The organism is Pseudomonas sp. SYWMCR5 (genome assembly GCF_057197165.1).
This window is the reverse complement of sequence record NZ_JBXUNH010000006.1, coordinates 325,966-341,855: the sequence shown is the minus strand read 5'-3', so window position 1 is coordinate 341,855 and position 15,890 is coordinate 325,966. Positions and strand designations below refer to the sequence as shown.

Sequence of the window (15,890 nt, the reverse complement as noted above, 5' to 3'; positions counted from 1 at the left end):
AGAAGTCCTGAGTGACAGCATAGAACCCGCTCAACGAATAGGGATGGCCATTTGCCAATGCAAAGCATTGTTCTCCTGATGTGGCTTGCCTTGTGCACCGAACAAGATGTCCGTGAACGACAGATCTCCAACACCCTGACCCTGGGTGTCGCAGCCTGCGCCCTGGCCTGGCTGTTCGCCACCGGGCACAGCTGGATCGGTGCCGATGCCAGCGATGCGGGCTGGGCCTTGGCCATCGTCATGCTGCTGACCCTTCCCGGCTACATGCTCGGCCGCTTCGGCGCCGGTGATGTGAAACTGCTCGGCGCCCTGGCTCTGGCCACCAGCCACCAGTACGTGCTCGGCACCTTCATCGGTGCAGGCGTGACAGTGCTGGTGTGGATGCTTGGCCGACGCCGCCTGTGGACCCTGGCCAACCCCAAGGTGAAGAAGCGCCTGCAGCGCCTGGCCGAACAGGTGGGCGACAAGCAACCGTTCGCACCCTACGTGCTGGCCGGGTTTCTCCTGACCGCTGTCTGGATCCAATGAATACCAGTGGGTCGATTCCGCGTGTATAGACCTTGTACATAATTGCAAAGTGCGACTACTTTTCTAAACGGCCAGGCTGTCTGGCCAACGGAGCGGGGCCCGTACCAACAGGGAGTTGAACGTGAACAAGTCTGCTAGTGAGGTGAAAGTACTGGTTGTGGACGATCAGCCGTTGATCGTCGAAGAGCTTTGCGAATATCTCGAAAGTGCGGGCTACCACTGTGTGCCGGCGCACTCCACCGCGCAGGCCATCGAGCGCTACGGCGCGGACGAGTCCATCGGCCTGGTGCTGTGCGACCTGCACATGCCCGAACAGGACGGCATCGCGCTGATGCGCGCACTGAAGAACATCGCCGGGCAGCAGCGGCTGTTCGAGGCGATCATGCTGACCGGCCGCGCCGACAAGCAGGATGTCATCCGCGCCCTGCGCGAAGGATTTTCCGATTACTACCAGAAGCCCATGGACCTGCCAGAGCTGCTCGAAGGCCTGCGCCGCCAGGAAGCTGCGCTGATGGAGCGGCGCCGCAACTTCCGCGAGCTGGGCAGCCTGAACCAGCGCCTGCAGGAGCTGGCCGAATCCATCGACGACCTCTACCACGACCTGGAAAAGGCCCGCGGCCAGGGCACCCATCGCCGGGCCGGTGACGTGGAAGAACTCGAGGGCGAGCTGCCACCGGTGTTCGAAAAGCTCTCGCCGCGCCAACTGGAAGTGGCCAAGCTGGTCAGCAAGGGCAAGACCAACTACCAGATCGCCTGCGAGCTGGGGATCACCGAGAACACGGTGAAACTCTATGTGTCGCAGGTGCTGCGCCTGACCCACATGCACAACCGCACCCAACTGGCCCTGGCCCTGACGCCGCGCTCATCGGCGCTGCACCAGCGGTTCACTACCCACTAGGCCGTTCACAGCTGCAGGCGCGGTGGTCCGCCGCGCCTGCAGGTCTCGCGCTCAGTTGTTCGAAGACGTCACCTTGGTCCAGCGATAGAAGTCCGGGATCACGTACTTGTAGGTGTCCAGCCAGCGTTGCATCGACTGGTCACGCTCCCGGGCCGTCTGCACCTGCAAACGGTTCGACGCCTGCTCACCGCTGGACTGCACTCGCAGCAACGCCTCGGTGGCCGTCTGCGCCTCTGGCTGGCGAGGTGGCTCCTGGGCCATCGCCAATGACACGCCGGCACACCCGGCAAGCACCATCAGATACCTGAACATGACCACCCTCCTCCCGCTCAATTGACCACCGCCTCGGCACCATTGGCCAAGGCAATGGGTCCACGCCCGGTGGATTTCACCTGCCTGGCCCGCGCCTGGGCATCGGCGAACTGCTCGGGGCGCAAGTGCAGGCGGCCGACCAGATCGGTCGCCTGTTGCCAGTTGTCCTGTACCAACGACAGGGTCACCAGGTTGACCGCCGCCAAGGTGTTGTCATCCTTCAGCTCGATGGCCGTGAGAAACTCGAAGCGTGCCTGCTCGTAGCGCCCCAGGTTCATCAGCACCACGCCAAGATCGTTGCGCACGCGCTCGTCAGTGGGCGCCAGGCGCACCGCGCGCTGCAGGTTCTGCAAGGCCTGCGCATCGTCGCCACGCGCCGAGGCGAGCTGGCCCAGCCCATGTTCACCTTCGGCCGCCAGGCAGCCACCCAGCAGGCTGCGGTACAAGGGCTCGGCCTCACTGCGTCCCAGCAGGCGCGAGACCCTGGCCTTGCGCAGACGCACCTGGTCGAGGGTGTTGGGCAGTTGCTCGAGGTGAGCCAGGCTGGCGTGCGGTCGTCCCTCGTTGAGCATCTCGTCCGCCAGGTTCAACGCCAGTTGCTGGTCGGCATCCGGCTTGCTGCAGCCCGGGCCGCCGAACAATGCCCCCAGCCCCTGCGTCGACTGCCCGGCACAACCGCCCAGCAGCAGCAGCATGCCGGTGAACAACAGGATCTTTTTCATCCTTCTCCTCCTAGACGCCCAAAGCCCGTGCCAACGCAGTAAAACCTGGCCCGGCCAGGACGATGAGCAAGGCCGGGAACAGAAATACCATCATCACCGCCGACATCTTTGCCGACATCTTCGACACCCGCTCCTGCAAGTGCGTGAGGCGTCGATCGTCGAGCAGCGCCTTGAGCGCCAGCAGCGACTTCATCCCGCCACTCCCCTGCACCAGCAACTGCTGAAGGATCACGCAGGTGTCGGAGAACTCATCCACTGCCAGCACCTGCGCAGCTTTCTCCAGCTCCGGGCCGAGCGACAGCCCTGAATCCACCCGCTGCAACACCTGACGCAGCTCCTCGCTGATCTCGGGCACCAGTGTCCGCCCTTCCTGGCTGAGCACACGTAACGCCTGCTCCACGGCCAGCCCCGTCTCGAAGAGGATGCGCAGCAGCGGAATCATCAGGCTGACCTCCTGCGCGATACGCTGTTGCCGGCGCGTGGCTGCCAGCGCCAACAGGCGCTTGGGCAACAGGTAGCCGATCACCAGTGCGCACACCGGCAGCACCAGCCAATGCAGGGCATCGACGCCGATGAAGGCATGCTGCAGCAGCAACGCCAGCCCCATGGCCAGCAACGGCAATCCCAGTTGCACGGCGGCGAACAGCGCGCGCTGGCGACTGCGACGCCAGCCAATCCGCTCGAGCAGGCCCTGGGTTTCCCCGTCGAGCGTCTGCAAGCGTTGCCCCAGCGGGCTGCTGCCCAGCCAGTGGAGCATGTCGCCCAGGCGTTCCTCGCGGGCCAGGCGCCCTTGCAGGCGCCGCGCAACCAGGTAGCGCGCACGTAACTGGCGCGAGGCCTGCAGCCCCAGCAACAGGGCGGCGACAAGCAGGCACAGCGCGCAAATCAGCAGGGCCATGTCAAAGACTCCTCATCATGCGCCACAACACCAGGCAGCCGAGCGCCTGCAGGGCAAAGGCCAGGAACAGCAGCCACTGCCCGCTGCTGTCGCGCCACAGGCTCATCAAGTAGTTAGGGTTGACCGTCAGGAAGTAGCCGACCATGAACAGCGGCAAGGCCCCCAGCACCCAGGCGGTGACGCGGGTTTCGCCGGTCATGGCCTTGAGCTGGCGCGCGCCCTGCTCGCGTTCGCGGATCAGCTTGATCAGGTTTTCCATCAGCTCGCTGGCATTGCCGCCGTAGCGCTGGTTGATGCGCAGGCCCAGGGCGAACAGGCGCAACTCGTCCTGGTCGTACAGCTCGGCCAGCTCGCTCAGCGCATCTTCCAATGGCACGCCCATCTGCACATTGCGGCGCACACGGCCCATGGTCGAATGCAACGGTTCGCGCGTGCCGTCGATGCCGCCGAGCACCGCATCGCTCAGGGTCCGACCGGCCTTGAGGCTGCGCACGCTGTAGTCGAGCAGACCCGGCAGTTGCTCGACGAGCTGACGCATGCGCCGGCGGCATCGCCAACTCAAGTACAGATAGCCCGACAGCGGCGCACCGAGCAGCACCATCAGGCCGGCCAGCCAACCGGCCAGCAGCATCGCCAGCAATGCCAGCGCGCCCCACATCAGCAACCAGCGCTGCAGACGCACATCAGCGCTGACCAGGCCGGCCCGCTGCAGCAGCGGGTCGAGCCAGTCGCGCCGGGCGCTGCCCGTTCGAATCGCCTGGTAAGCGCGCCCCAGACGCTGCAGGACGCGCTCCTCGCCGCGCTTGTACAGCCCCAGGCGAAACAGCAGCAGGGCGCACCCCAGCAGCAGCGGTGCCAGCGCCAGCAGCAACGGCCCGATCACGCCACACCGTCCTGGCGCAGCTTGCTGCCTGCCGGGTTCGGCGCCTCGCGCAGGAAGGTCTCACCACCGCGCCGGTCGAGGCGGAACAGGGTGTTGGTCACATACACATCCTCACGTATGCCGACCACCTCCAGCACTTCGCTGACGCAACGCCGACCATCCGGCAAACGCGTCAACTGGATCACCACATCCAGTGCCGCGCAGATCATCTGGCGCAAGGTCTTCTCGGCGATCTGCCGGCCACTGAGGCCGACCAGGGTTTCCAGGCGCAGCAAGGCATCCTGCGCGGTGTTGGCGTGCACGGTGCTCATCGAGCCGTCGTGGCCAGTGTTCATCGCGGTGAGTACATCGAGCACCTCGGCGCCGCGGATCTCGCCAAGGATGATGCGGTCAGGACGCATGCGCAGGGCGTTGCGGATCAGCTCGCTGGGCTTGATCTCGCCATGGCCCTCGGCGTTCGGTGGGCGGGTTTCCAGGCGCACCACGTGGGGGTGATGCAGTTGCAGCTCGGCAACATCCTCGATGGTCACCAGGCGCTCGCGCGGCGCGATCATCTGGCTGAGGATGTTGAGCAGCGTGGTCTTGCCGGTGCCGGTGCCGCCGCTGACCAGGATGTTGCAACGACGGCCCACGGCGCGTTCGAAGAAATCGAAGATGGCTTGATCGATGGCGCGGGTAGCCAGCAGGTCGGCACTCTTGAGCATGTCCTGGCGGAACTTGCGGATCGACAGGCACGGCCCGTCCAGCGCCACTGGCGGGATGATTGCGTTGACCCGGCTGCCATCGGGCAGGCGCGCATCGACCATCGGCGAAGATTCGTCCAGGCGTCGTCCCAGGGGCGCGAGGATACGCTGCATGACCCGCTCGACATGGTGCGCATCGATGAAGCGCAGGTCGGTCTGCTGCAACAACCCGGCCCGCTCGACGAACACCCGGTGCGGGCCGTTGACCAGGATCTCGGTGACGCTGGCATCGCGCAGCAGCACTTCCAGCGGACCGAAGCCGGTGAGTTCATCGACCAGTTCCTCGGCCAGGCGCTCCATTTCGTAGCGCGACAGCGCCAGACGCAAGCGCCCGACGTAGTCTCCCACCTGTTCGAGGACGAACTGGGTCAACGCCGGGCGTGCGCCTTCGAGCAGGTTGCGCCCGCTGTCCTCGATGGCGTCGATCGCGAAGCGGTGCAGCGCACGCTTGAGGGCATGGGGGTCGCCCGACGCGTGGCGCTGACCGCCAAAGGGCTCATCGCCACTCATTTGCTACCCCACAGCCGACGCAGCCAGGGGAAGCTCGGTGGAGCGAGGTTTTCCGAGCGCCGCGCCAGGCGTTCGCCGAGGGCACGCAGGGCCTGGGTCAGGCCTTCGCGCGGGGCCAGCTCGAACAGGCTCAGGCCCTGGTTCTTAACGTTCAGGCGCACTTCGGGGCAGTCCGGCATCACCTTGAGCAGCGGCAGGCCATAGCGTTTGGCGAGCGCCTCGGCATCCGGGGCGACATTGCGCAGGAAGCGGTCCACCAGCAAGCTGGCATGCTCAAGCTTGATGCCGCGGTCGCGCCACAGTTCGAGGACTTCCAGGTTGCGCCGGCAGTCCAGGATGTTCTGGTCGGTGTAGACGATCAGCTTGTCGCAGTGGCTGACGATGGTGCGCAACGCTTCGCTGTCGGCGTGCCCGGTCAGGTTCACGACGATGTGCTGGAAGTGCTGGCGCAAAGCACTGAGCAGCATGTACAGCTCGGCGGCGCTGGTCTGGCGCAGCGGATCATCGTTCTCGGCATAGCTCAGCAGGCGCAGGCCGCCCTTGTCGCGGGTGAAGGCACTGTCGATCAGCGTGGTGTCGAGGCGGCGCAGGTGGCGCAAGGCATCGCCGAAATAAAATGATGCCTCCAGCCCGAGCAGAGCCAGGCTGTCGCCGCGTGGCAAGCCCAGGTCGAGCAGCAAGGTCTGCTGGCCGCTTTCCTGCACCACCCGCGCCAGGTGGGTGGTCAGCAGCGCACCATCGGCGCCGCGCTGGGCGCCATAGAGCACGGTCAGGCCACCCAGGCTGGGGTTGCTGGTGACCGTCGGCAGGCGCTTGCCGAGCCTGCGCACCAGCCCGGCCACCTCGCTGGCACGCGAGCCGTAGGCGACGAAATCCCGCGCGCCGGCGCGCATGGCGTGCAACACCAATTGATTGTCCATGCCATCGCCCAACGCGACGATGGCCAGCATCGGCTTGGCCTCCAGCACCCCTTCGATCAGCGCACACTGGCTGACCAACTGCTCGCGGTCGAGGCCGATGAACACCAGGTTGCTGAACGTCACATCCACCAGCGCCAGCAATTCGTCGAGGGTGCCAGCGCTGGCGCCGATCACCTGCCCCTGCGGCGCCAAGGCGTCCTGCAACCATTGCAGGTCATCTTCGTTGCGGGTGATGGCCAGGTAGGTCTGGTTGAGGCTGTCGTTCATCGTGATAACCCCCCATGGCCTTCGAAGTTGCCGTTTTCCAGGAAGAACAGCTGGCCCCAGCTCGGGTCATAGGTGCGCAGCGCCTCACCCGGCAACTGCGGCAGGCGCGCATTGGCCGCCAGCGGCTGGACCAGGTGCGGGGTGACGATCATCAGCAGCTCGGTCTCTTCGCGCACCAGCGCCGACTGGCGGAAGAACGCGCCGAGGATCGGCAGGTTGCCCAGGCCGGGGAGCTTGTCTACCGAGGAACGGGTGTTGTTGCTGACCAGGCCGCTGATGATGAAGCTCTCGCCATCGGCCAGGGAAATGCTGGTGTCGGTGCGGCGCACGCTCAGCCCTGGCACCAAGGTGCCGGCGATGTTTACCGCGTTGTTGTAGTCCAGCTCGCTGACCTCGGGGGCAACCTTCAGGGTGATGCGGTCGCGGCTCACCACGGTCGGTGTCAGCGCCAGGCGCACACCGAACTCCTTGTATTCGATCGACACGTTGTCGCTGCCGGAGCTGGGCACCGGGACCGGAATCTCGCCACCGGCCAGGAAACTGGCAGTCAGGCCACTGAGCACGGTGAGGCTGGGACGCGCCAGGGTGTAGGCGAATCCGCTGTTCTCCAAAGCGTTGATCGCCGCCAGGAACTTGCTGCTGCCACCGCCCCAGACGATGTTGAAGACGCCGTTGTCCAGCGGGATACCGGGGCGCACATCGGCGTAGGTCACCGAGTTGGGCGTGGTGCCGGTTTGCACACCGGGCACGTAGTCAGGTCGCACGGTGGTGTTCGGCACGGTGCCAGGCGAACCGAACAGGCTGTTGTTAGAGCCTTTGAAGAACAAACGCGCCCCCGCCTCCTTGTACTTGTTGCGGCGCACTTCGACGAAGCGGATATCGGCCTGCACCTGGCTTGGCAACTGCGCATCCTGGGACGGCAGCAGGCTGCCTTCCGTCATGTCGGCACTGGCGCGCCCCTTGACGAACAGCATGGCCCGGTGCGGCGCCGACGCACAGGCGGTCCACAGCATCAACGTGGTATTGCCCGGCCCCACGGCGGTCAACAGCACCGCACGATCGCCGCTGGCCTGCACGTCGGCCACTTTGGGCTCACCCACCGCCACCCGGCTGATCGCCAGCGGCAGGCGCAGTTCCTGCTGCAGGCCCTGGTCCATCTCGATCACCGAGGGCAACTGGCCGAAAGCCTCGCACCCTTTCGCCGCCGCCTGGGCGTGGGGCAGCCATGCCGCCAGAAGCAGTGCACAGCACGCATCTCGGAAACTACGCTCGGAACGTCGCATCGCTGCATCCTTGCCTGGTCAGGGGGTCTTGTCGGTGTCGGCAGCCTTGGCGCCACGAATGATCTGCATGCTAGGCGCAGCGGTGGCAGGAGCAGCACTGGCCACGGGAGACTGGGACAATTGGCTGAAGCGATAGAGCTCGCGTCCGGCGCTCTCGATCTGCGGCCGGGTCTCAGGTTCGGCCCAGTAACGCGCCAGGCGCTGTTCATCGGCGCTGCGTACGGCCAGGCGCAGGGTGCCGGCCTGGGCAGCGAGCATCAGGCGGCTGGCCAGCGCCTCGGGCACGGCCAAGGTCACGGTGCGGGTGCCGCCGGCGCTGCCTTGGCTCCCGTGCTGTTCGCGCCGAGCCGTTTCTTCCTCGACGGTTTGTGCCGGGCGACCATCGTTGGCCAACCCCATCTGCTCGCCGACACTCAGCACGCGCAGGGCCGGCAACACCACCTGGGCTGACGACTGTGGGTTGTTGTTCTCCTCGCGCAGAAACAGCAACACATCCACGTAGTCGCCCGGGCGCAGTTGCCCGGCAGCCCCCACCACATCATCGACGCCCACGGCCACCGCGCGCTCATGGGCACGAATCATCCGCGCCAGTGGCCCGCCCGCCTGGAAGCTCGCCTCGTCCAGCCAACTGCCTGCCGACAACGGACGCGCGCTGGAGCGACCGAGCACCTGGTCGATGCGCTGGAACGCACCGGCAGGCACCACCTGCAGGCGCTCGAGCAGCACATCGTCCTCGGTCAGGGGCGTGTTGGCCGGGAGCGCCCTGCGCAATACGACGATGGAGGTGCGTGCCGGTTCAGGCGGTTGGGGAGGTGCGACGATCACCTCGGCAGGCGCTTCGGCGACTGTGGGAGCAGGACTGACGGGGGGTGTGGACGGACGGCTGAGCACCAGCCCCCAGTAACCTGCGAGTACTGCGCCGAGAAGAAACAGGACAGCCAGGGCCATGGTCAAGCGACTGCTCATCTCCGCCTCCCTGCGCTATTGCCGTGATGGCAAAAGGTAACTATTTCGCTATTGAACGGTAGCGCAGACCTCACCGTTCGCCATGAGCGGAAACGGGATTTTTTCGTCTGGCACGCGGACTTGCAGGGAAAACAGGCACTTAGAAAAAGCCTCGGCTTCCAATACTTTAGGGTTAATGCCTTTTTACATTTGCAGGCTTCACCAGCTTGGCAATTCTATGATGGCAAATGGACGTTAATTAGCCACGTCCTTACCCCGCGCCCTCGGCGCAAGGAGATGTGCCATGCAACTGCAGCAGATCCTTCAGCACTGCAAGAACTTCATTACTCGCAAAGACGGCGCTTCCGGTATCGAGTACGCGTTGATTGCCGCAATGGTCGCGGTGGTGCTGGTGCCGTTCGTACCCGCGATCTCCGGCAAGATCACCACGATGTTCACCGCCATCTCCGGGGCGCTATGACCTTGAGCAGCACGCCGCAGCATAACGCCAGGCGAACAGGAGCCAAGCATGTCGAACTCTTCCTCGCGCCAGCAGATTCTTTTGGTGGACGACGAGGAAGAGGCATTGCAGGAGCTGGCTGAACTGCTGGAGAACGAAGGTTTCAAGTGCCACACCGCAAACTCGGTGAAGGCCGCCCTGCAACAGCTCACCCGCTACCCTGATGTGGCCCTGGTGATTACCGACCTGCGCATGCCCGAAGAAAGCGGCATCGGCCTGATCAAGCGCCTGCGCGATCACACCGCCCGCCAGCACCTGCCGGTGATCGTCATGTCCGGCCATGCCGACATGGACGACGTCAGCGACCTGCTACGCCTGCATGTGCTCGACCTGTTTCGCAAACCGATCTACCACGCCCGCTTGCTGGAGACACTCGACAACCTGTTTCCCAAGGCGGTGATGCAGGTGGTGGGGCGGTAGGCCGCAGGAGCAGCCTCCCCTACAACTGATAACTGAAACTCACCGTAAACCGCGGCCGCCGGTTCAGGCTGTCGAGGGCGATGTCCGACATGGGCTTAGCCACCTCCAGCGCGATGTTGTAATAGCGCGCATCGCCAAACCGCAGCCCTACCGCCGCCGACGACATCTTCGCCTTCTGCACCTCCAGTTCGTTGAACCAGGCTCGCGCGGCATCGAGCACCACATAGGGCTGCAGCACCTTCAGCCACTGGCCCTCGCGCTGGATGCTGTAGTTCAGCTCGTAGGCCAGGCCCCAGCCCTTGTCGCCGGACGCCTGGTCACTGGGGTAGCCACGGCCGAAGTTCTGCCCGCCGAACACCGCCCGTTCGCTGTCGGGCAAACTGTCGTTGCTCCAGTACCCGGCAGCGGACACGACCCCCTGCCAGTGCTCGAGGAAATTGTCGCTCTGCACGCCGGACAGGCGCAGGCGCAGGAAATCCAGGTCATAGCCTGCATTGGTGCGTGCGCCAAAATGGTCGAGGCCCTGGTAGACCCCGGCGCTGAGGATGCGCAGGCGCCTGGCCTCGGCCTTGCGCCAATCGCCCTCGAACGACAGCGCGCGAATGTCGGTGTGGCTGTCGAGCTTTAGCGGGAAACCCACGACCTGGTAGTCGATCTGGTCATTGACCGCATAGAAGCGCCCGACCACATCCAGCCATTCGGTCGGCGAGGCGATCAGCGCCTGGCTGAGCCCGATCGAGTAACGCTCGTTCTCGCGGTGCTGGGTAAGGTCGATGCCGTTGCCCAGGCGAATGCGCGCCTTCGGGTCGCTGCGATAGCGCGATGCCGACAACAGCAGTTGCGTGCCTTCGTCATCCACGAACTGGCTGTAGTCGAGGCGGTAATAGTGTTCCTTGTCCTCGCCCGGCGGCACCAGCACGCTGGCGCTCAATTGCTCGGCGAAGCGGGTCTGGGCATTGCTGCTGGCCCCCAGCAGCGCCTGCAGGTCGTCACGGTTGCCATCGCTGAGGTTGAGGGTCGTGGTGAAGGGCTTGCGCGAAGCCTGGGCGATCAGGCGCGTGGCGCCGTCGGTGGTGCCCGGCGGCGGCACCTGGGCCTGGAAGGTGACGCCGGGGATACGGCTGATCAGGCTGGTGTAGCGCTCGAAGGTCTTGCGCGTCAGCGGCCGCTCGGCCTTGAGCTTGTTCACGAGGCGCTCGACATAGCCCGACGCGGACCCGATATCGCCCTGAACCTCATAGTCGCGGATGTAACCTTCCACCAGCACGACCCGCACGCGGCCATCGGCGAAGTCTTGCGGCGGAAGATAGGCGTAGGACAACAGGTAGCCGTCCTGCTGATAGCGCTGAGTCAGGCGTCGGGTGACCTCGATCAGTTCAGCGAGGGTCACGCTGCGGTCGAGTATCGATTGGTAGTGCTCGCGCAGATCCGCCAAGGGGTAGACGGTCCCGCCCTCGAAACGCACCTTGCGCACCAGGACCTGGGTGTTCATCTGCAAGGGCGCCTGCTGGGGTGCGGCGGGCGCCGGCACATTCAGCCCGGGCTTACCGGGACGGTAGGCGTCCACCGGCAGGTTCGGCGTGGGCAGGCGGCGTTCGGTTTCGTTGCTGTTGAGAAAACTCGGCAGGGGTTCGGCGCGGGCCACGCAGGCCCAGGACAGCGCCAGCATCGTCACCAGCAGTGGACGCATTCGGACACTCCATGATCCTGTGGAACCCAGGGCGCCCGGTTCGAGCGCCCCTTGTCAATGCAAGCGTAGGTGCTGAGCAGGCTGTCGTCTAACCAGGCGCCCGGCGGATCCGCGAAAAAGATCCGCCGGGCAGTGGATCAACGCTGCGCGCCACCCAAGGCCCCGGTCACACCACCGAGTACGCCGCCGAGCCCACCACCCTGGCCAGCACCGCCATTGACCAGCGTGCCTGCCTGGCCAACGGTGCCACCGACTGCGCTGACCGTCGCGCCCACCTGGCTGACTACCGGGTTGCCAGTGGCCGCGCCGAGCTGGCTGCCTGCACTGGCCACCGCACCACCCACCTGATTGAGCAACCCGGCGACCGGCGCACCGACGCCCGTCGCAGCGCCAACCTGCTGGGTGACACTGGCCACGCCACTGACGACCGGCGCCACACCGGCGCTCACCTGTTGCGTTACCGCTGCCACCGGAGCACCTGCTGCAGTATTGGTGACGCCATTGCCACCGAGCACGGTGCCGAGCGCAGCAACGGTATTGCCAACCTGCCCCGTGCTGCCACCTGCCGACACCACTGCCGGATTGCCAGTGCCCGCCGCCAGCCCGCTGCCTGCGCCAGCCACCACGCCGCCGACGGTTTCCAGCAGGCCCGTGCGTGCACCGCCGGTTGTCGGGGCCAGGCCGCTGGTGGTGCTGACAGTGCTGCCTACGTTGCTCACCGCTTGCCCGAGCGTACTGGTCAATGGATTACCGTTGCCGGCACCTGCAACCTGTTGCCCGGCCTGGTCGAGTGCACCGCCGACCTGGTTGAGGGTCTGGTTCAGCGGGCCTGCGAGCCCGGTTTGTCGGGTGACGTTGGCGGTGGTGTTTTCCACCAGCGATACTACCGGTACCAACGCATTGCTCACCCCTTGGGTGGCACCAGTCAGCGGCCCGTTGGTGCCGATGGGGGTCAGCGTGTTGCCCAACATGGTGACGGCCTGGCCGACACGGTCTACACCTTGCCCGGCGCCTGCCACCACTTGATTAACCAACGGAATCTGCTCGACCGGTGAGTTCGTTGCCAGCCCACCTACGCCCTGCCCCAGGCCGGATACGCCGGTCCCCAGGTTGGAGGTGGCCGCACCCACCACGCCCAGCGTGGTACCGACGGCATTGTTTCCGGTGCCCAGTTGCCCAAGGCCCTCGCTCAGGCCGGAGCCGACACTGCTGACTGCATCACCCGTGGACGACACCAGCGAACCCACGCCGCCGGTCAACGAAGTGTTCCCCGCCACAGGCAGCGAGCCGATCACCTCACCCAGGTTGCTGACACCATCGCCCAGGCCGGAAACGGTATTGCCGACCTGGCCGACGACCTGACCGGTGACCAGCGGAGTCGGCGTATTACCTCCACCGGTACCACCATCACCACCGCCTGGCGTTCCGCCACCGTTACCAGGATTGGTACCACCGCCTCCCGTACCATCTCCTCCACCACCAGTGCCACCACCAGTGCCACCACCAGTGCCACCGCTGCCTGCGCCGTTGCCACCACCCGCCATACCGCCGCCATCACCACCGCTGCCGCCCGTTCCGTCGGAGCCGCCGCCTGCACCTGCACCAGCGCCACCATCGGCGGACGAGCCATCAACCTCGCTGTGATGACCACCACCACCGCTGCTGCACCCGGCAAGCCCAAGGGCCATGACCAGCGCCAATGCCGTACTCGCTTTCATCCAAACCTGAGTTTTCATGGGCGACTCCCGCACTGCTTTGTTGTTGGATAGGCGCGCTGGCCAGGCTGGCCAGCGTTATGCCTTCAGTCAGCAGTGAAGCTCTGGCGGTTCGACGGCGGTAGGTCGTAAGTTGGTATTAATACGGCGGGATAAGGTGCTGACGCCGATAAAAAATCCATGAAATTCAGCAAGTTGAAATATTCGCCCGAATGGCTGACCGAAAGGTTTAATACCATGTCATTAGTACAAGGAAACGCTGGCTGAGAGAGGCTACTCCGCCACCTGGAACTCGACCCGTGCCGTCTCGCCGCTCTCATCCAACGCACTCAACTCGATGCGTCCTGACTGCTCGAAACGCACCAGCAGGCTGTCCTGCCCTTCGGTCTCGCCCAGCGGCCGGCCATTGAGGAACCACCAGCGCCGCCCCGCCCCACCCAGCGCCGATACGTGCAGTTGCAATGGATCGTGACTGGTGAGCGGCCGGCGCAAGTTGTCGCCTGCTCGAACACCGACGATCGACAGCGGCGGCGCGCTGGGCGCCGCCTGCGGTGGACAGCCAGGATCGACCATCGGCAGCCGCGCACTACGCCGCTCTACCCGCGGCAGCCAAGGTTCCAGAGGGGCAGGCCAGAGGGCAATTTCCTGCGTTTTCGCCCCAGGACAGTTGGCATCGACCCGCAAACCGCGCTCATTGACCCACACCGTTTCGCGCAGGCCCAACCCCAGCGGCTGGTCGGCAGCCTGCAAGGTCGGCGGCGTGGTGCCGTCGAGGGTCCAGGCAAAACGCTGGCGGCGGCACTGCGGATCCTGACGACCCATCGGCTGCCCCAGCGGCCAGCAGATCGCTGCGACGCCGACACTGCCCGGCACGTTTTCCACCGGCACGGCAATGCCGCGCTGGCTGTCGCGATTGCTCAACAGATCGTGCACCTGCAGCATCAGCGGCGCTGCCGAAGCCAGGCCGAACTGGCCCGGCACCGGCGTGCCATCGGGTCGGCCTATCCACACACCAATGATGTACCGCGGCCCGACCCCCACCGACCAGGCATCGCGAAAGCCATAGCTGGTGCCGGTTTTCCAGGCCAGTTGCGGGCGCTGCACAAGCTCGGCGTGCGGGTCGCGGTCCGGGCGCGCCTGGCCGCTGAGAATACGCCGCACGATCCACGCCGACCCCGGCGACAACAGGCGCCGCTCCAGCAGCGGATCCTGGGGCTGCAGGCGGATCTTCGCGCTCTTGCCCTCGCGGGCCAACGCCGCATAACCGCCGACCAGGTCCTCCAGACGGCTGCCTGCACCGCCGAGAATCAGCGATAGGTTCGGTTCGGCCAGCGGCGGCAGTACCAAGGGCACGCCACCGATACGCAACTGCGCGGCAAAGCGCTTGGGCCCGTAGGCTTCGAGCAACTGAACCGCTGGCAGGTTGAGTGACAGCGCCAGCGCCGAACTGGCCGACACCGGCCCGCTGAAGCCCATCGAGAAGTTGCCCGGACGGTAGTCGCCATAGCGGCGCGGTACGTCCTGCAGCAGCGATTCGGAGTGGATCAGCCCATCGTCCAGGGCCATGCCATAGAGAAACGGCTTGAGGGTCGAGCCGGGCGAACGCAGGGCATGCACCATGTCGACATGGCCGAAGCGGCGCTCATCGCCCAGGTCGATGGACCCCAGGTAGGCACGCACGGCCATGGTCTGCGACTCGACCACCAGGATGGCTGCCGAAGTGCGCTCGGGCAGGCGTGCACGCCAACCGAGCAGCAAGTCTTCGAGACGGCGCTGCAACGACGCATCGAGCGTGGTGCGGATCAGCGGTGGGCTGTCCGCCGTGTTCAGCCGCCGAGCCAGCAGTGGCGCCAGCGCCGGCTCCTGGCGCGGGGCGAGCAGCAAGGGCTCTTCGCGGGCCTCGGCAATCCGCTGCTCAGGCCACACCTGGTAATCGGCCAGGCGTTGCAGCACCTTGTCGCGGGCACGCTGCGCACGCTCGGGATGGCGATCCGGGCGCAGGCGGCTGGGCGCCTGGGGCAGTACGGCCAGCAATGCCGCCTCGGCAGGCGTGAGGTGCTTGGGCGACTTGCCCAGGTAAGCCCAACTGGCGGCGGCGACGCCCTGCAGGGTGCCGCCGAAGGGCGCGCGATCGAGGTAGATCTGCAGGATCTCGCGCTTTGACAGGTGCCATTCCAGCTGAGCGGTGCGCCACAGCTGACGCAGCTTGCCGGCCAGGGTGCGATCATGGGGGTCGAGCAAACGTGCTACCTGCATCGACAGCGTGCTGCCGCCGGACACTACGCGCCCGCCACGCAGGTTCAGCCAGGCCGCACGCGCCAGCGCCAGCGGGTTGACCCCGGGATGGTCGTAGAACCAGCGATCTTCGTAGGTGAGCAGCGCCTCCAGATACAAGGGCGATACCTCATCGGGGCTGACCGGATAGCGCCACACGCCGTCGGCATCGGCGAAGCGCCACAGCGGCGTGCCGTCCTCGGCGAGCACCACCCGCGCCAGGTCGTCACCAGGCATCGGCAACGGCCACAGGCGATCCGCCAGCCACAGCAAGACGACGCTCGACAGCACAGTAATGCCGACACCACGCAAGATCCTTGCGCTGCGCGTACGCGGGCGAACTATGCTTGCGCCTGGCATCG

At 65.7% G+C, this 15,890-nt stretch carries 15 protein-coding genes; 4 read left to right on the top strand and 11 right to left on the bottom strand.

Going from position 1 to position 15,890, the window contains the following annotated elements:
* Window positions 1-57 precede the first annotated feature (57 nt).
* Window positions 58-528 (top strand): A24 family peptidase, encoded by a 471-nt coding sequence (locus tag AC2CGW_RS17980; protein ID WP_054895204.1) that lies wholly within the window; start codon window positions 58-60, stop codon window positions 526-528.
* Window positions 529-649: 121 nt separating this feature from the next.
* Window positions 650-1,426: a response regulator transcription factor gene (locus tag AC2CGW_RS17975; RefSeq protein WP_186708557.1), complete on the top strand. Its 777-nt coding sequence runs from the start codon at window positions 650-652 to the stop codon at window positions 1,424-1,426.
* 51 nt (window positions 1,427-1,477) lie between these two features.
* On the opposite strand, the gene AC2CGW_RS17970 is transcribed toward AC2CGW_RS17975, so the two are convergent.
* Genes AC2CGW_RS17970 through cpaB form a run of 8 tightly spaced genes read right to left on the bottom strand, consistent with a single transcriptional unit; the run spans window position 1,478 to window position 8,930 of the window.
* Window positions 1,478-1,738, bottom strand: coding sequence for a DUF3613 domain-containing protein (locus tag AC2CGW_RS17970; protein WP_186666045.1), 261 nt, complete (start codon window positions 1,736-1,738; stop codon window positions 1,478-1,480).
* Between the two features lie 17 nt (window positions 1,739-1,755).
* Window positions 1,756-2,460, bottom strand: coding sequence for a tetratricopeptide repeat protein (locus AC2CGW_RS17965; protein ID WP_484574386.1), 705 nt, complete (start codon window positions 2,458-2,460; stop codon window positions 1,756-1,758).
* 10 nt (window positions 2,461-2,470) lie between these two features.
* Window positions 2,471-3,358, bottom strand: coding sequence for a type II secretion system F family protein (locus tag AC2CGW_RS17960; protein ID WP_411383327.1), 888 nt, complete (start codon window positions 3,356-3,358; stop codon window positions 2,471-2,473).
* Window position 3,359: 1 nt separating this feature from the next.
* Complete coding sequence (locus tag AC2CGW_RS17955) at window positions 3,360-4,241, bottom strand: type II secretion system F family protein (protein ID WP_186708553.1); 882 nt, start codon at window positions 4,239-4,241, stop codon at window positions 3,360-3,362.
* On the bottom strand, window positions 4,238-5,494 hold the full coding sequence (locus AC2CGW_RS17950; protein WP_411383328.1) for a TadA family conjugal transfer-associated ATPase: 1,257 nt from the start codon (window positions 5,492-5,494) through the stop codon (window positions 4,238-4,240). Before AC2CGW_RS17950 ends, AC2CGW_RS17955 begins: the two co-directional genes overlap by 4 nt.
* A complete protein-coding gene (locus AC2CGW_RS17945) occupies window positions 5,491-6,681 on the bottom strand; it encodes a CpaE/TadZ family protein (RefSeq protein ID WP_186666039.1) in 1,191 nt (396 codons plus the stop codon). The genes AC2CGW_RS17950 and AC2CGW_RS17945 overlap by 4 nt, the downstream gene beginning before the upstream one ends.
* Window positions 6,678-7,964 carry a type II and III secretion system protein family protein gene (locus tag AC2CGW_RS17940; RefSeq protein ID WP_484574385.1) on the bottom strand — a complete coding sequence of 429 codons (1,287 nt, stop codon included), beginning with the start codon at window positions 7,962-7,964 and terminating at the stop codon, window positions 6,678-6,680. Before AC2CGW_RS17940 ends, AC2CGW_RS17945 begins: the two co-directional genes overlap by 4 nt.
* Before the next feature lie 18 nt (window positions 7,965-7,982).
* The gene (cpaB, locus tag AC2CGW_RS17935) at window positions 7,983-8,930 is read right to left on the bottom strand and encodes a Flp pilus assembly protein CpaB (RefSeq protein ID WP_484574384.1); all 948 of its coding nucleotides are present in this window, start codon (window positions 8,928-8,930) and stop codon (window positions 7,983-7,985) included.
* A 283-nt stretch (window positions 8,931-9,213) separates the two neighbouring features.
* Between cpaB and AC2CGW_RS17930 the strand changes: the two genes are divergently transcribed.
* Window positions 9,214-9,390: a Flp family type IVb pilin gene (locus AC2CGW_RS17930; protein ID WP_065861672.1), complete on the top strand. Its 177-nt coding sequence runs from the start codon at window positions 9,214-9,216 to the stop codon at window positions 9,388-9,390.
* 48 nt (window positions 9,391-9,438) lie between these two features.
* Window positions 9,439-9,849: a response regulator gene (locus AC2CGW_RS17925; RefSeq protein ID WP_186708547.1), complete on the top strand. Its 411-nt coding sequence runs from the start codon at window positions 9,439-9,441 to the stop codon at window positions 9,847-9,849.
* Between the two features lie 19 nt (window positions 9,850-9,868).
* On the opposite strand, the gene AC2CGW_RS17920 is transcribed toward AC2CGW_RS17925, so the two are convergent.
* The 3 genes from AC2CGW_RS17920 to pbpC all read right to left on the bottom strand — a co-directional run bounded on the left by AC2CGW_RS17920 (window position 9,869) and on the right by pbpC (window position 15,888).
* Window positions 9,869-11,539, bottom strand: a complete 1,671-nt coding sequence (locus AC2CGW_RS17920; protein ID WP_484574383.1) for a ShlB/FhaC/HecB family hemolysin secretion/activation protein — start codon at window positions 11,537-11,539, stop codon at window positions 9,869-9,871.
* A gap of 137 nt (window positions 11,540-11,676) precedes the next feature.
* Window positions 11,677-13,275 (bottom strand): collagen-like triple helix repeat-containing protein, encoded by a 1,599-nt coding sequence (locus AC2CGW_RS17915; protein ID WP_484574382.1) that lies wholly within the window; start codon window positions 13,273-13,275, stop codon window positions 11,677-11,679.
* Window positions 13,276-13,527: 252 nt separating this feature from the next.
* Window positions 13,528-15,888, bottom strand: a complete 2,361-nt coding sequence (pbpC, locus tag AC2CGW_RS17910) for a peptidoglycan glycosyltransferase PbpC (RefSeq protein ID WP_484574381.1) — start codon at window positions 15,886-15,888, stop codon at window positions 13,528-13,530.
* Window positions 15,889-15,890 lie beyond the last annotated feature (2 nt).